The organism is Spirillospora sp. NPDC049652, assembly GCF_040675125.1.
In the GTDB taxonomy this organism is placed as follows: domain Bacteria; phylum Actinomycetota; class Actinomycetes; order Streptosporangiales; family Streptosporangiaceae; genus Spirillospora.
The window spans coordinates 1-1,316 of sequence record NZ_JBFAOF010001449.1 but is presented as its reverse complement, the minus strand read 5'-3'; the positions used below and the strand labels follow the sequence as shown (position 1 = coordinate 1,316).

Genomic DNA, 1,316 nt, shown 5'->3' with positions numbered 1-1,316 from the left:
GTCGAGCGCGCCGCGCAGTTCCACCACGGCCTGCGCGGTGTAGACGTCGGCGGACGCGTCGGCGTAGCGGGCGTGGAAGAACAGGCCCTGCTGCAGCGGCGACAGCGGCCAGACGTCCTGGAGCTGCGACGGCTTCCTCTGGCCGGGCTTCGGCGCGGCCTGCGGAGCAGCGTCCGGGGCAGCGTGGGGGGCGGCGTTCGCCGGGTCGGGCTTGGGGTCGGCGGTCAATCCAGCTCCCAGTCGGAGAGGTCGTCGAATTCGGCGGCCAGCTCGTCGATCTCGTCCTGGTCGATCTCGACCAGTGACAGGTCGGACGGGGTGAACCCGCCGCCAGCGCCCTCGGTCACGTGCGCCGCCAGGCCGCGCAGCGCGCCGGTCCAGCGGTCGGCGAGGGCCCGGATCCGGTCCTCGCCGAACAGCCCGCCCGCGTACGTCCAGGTCGCCGACAGCACCGGCCCGGACGGCAGGACGCGGGTGTGCGCGTTGACCTCGACCGCGTGGACCAGGCCGAGCGCGTCGTCCTGGCCGGCGGCAAGCGCGGCGTTGTCGTCCGGCCCGGCGGGCGACCAGTCGGCGTCGCCGTCCTCGGCGGCGGCCGTCCGGCCGAGGTAGTTGAACGCGATCTGCGGCGTCCGGCGCGAACCGGCCGGGTCGGCGCGGTCGGCCTGCTCGCCGCCGGCGGTGAGCAGGCCGAAGCCGATGCCGTTGTCCGGGATGCGGCGCAGCTGCTCCTTGACCCTCTTCAGGGCGGTCCCGGCCGCCTCGCCGCCGCGCTCGACCTCGCTCCGGGACACCGCGCCCGCGTCGAGCGCGACCGGGAAGACCGAGGTGAACCAGCCGACCGTCCGGGACAGCTCGACGCCGGGCACGATCTCCTCGCGGCCGTGCCCTTCGAGGTCCACGAGGACAGCCGTGCCCGGGTCGTCCCGCCAGTCGGCGACGGCGACGGCGAGCGCGGTGAGCAGCACGTCGTTCACCCGGGCGTGGAACGCCGCCGGGACGTCGGTCAGCAGTGGCCCGGTCACGTCGGCGGGGAGCTCGACGGTGAGGTGCCGCGCGGTGCCGAACGTGTCCGTTCCTGGGTCGAGCGCGCGGGACGCCAGCGCCGGGTCCGGGGTCTGCTCGATCTCCCGCCAGAGGGGCGCCTCGGCGGCGCGCCGCTCGGGGTTCGCGGCCTCGGCGTTGAGCTTCTGCGCCCAGCGCCGGAACGACGTCGGGACGGGTTCGAGCTCGGCCCCGGCCCAGGCCGCGACCAGGTCGGGCAGGAGGATCCGCCAGGACACGCCGTCCACGACGAGGTGGTGGGCCGTGATGAG

At 75.5% G+C, this 1,316-nt stretch carries 2 protein-coding genes; both read right to left on the bottom strand.

Annotated features, from left to right (window positions below; all coding sequences use genetic code 11):
* Window positions 1–228: hypothetical protein (locus tag AB0J52_RS41000; RefSeq protein WP_500188648.1), on the bottom strand; the 228-nt coding region annotated here is incomplete at its 3' end.
* Window positions 225–1,316: condensation domain-containing protein (locus tag AB0J52_RS40995; RefSeq protein WP_500188647.1), on the bottom strand; the 1,092-nt coding region annotated here is incomplete at its 5' end. The genes AB0J52_RS40995 and AB0J52_RS41000, both read right to left, overlap by 4 nt.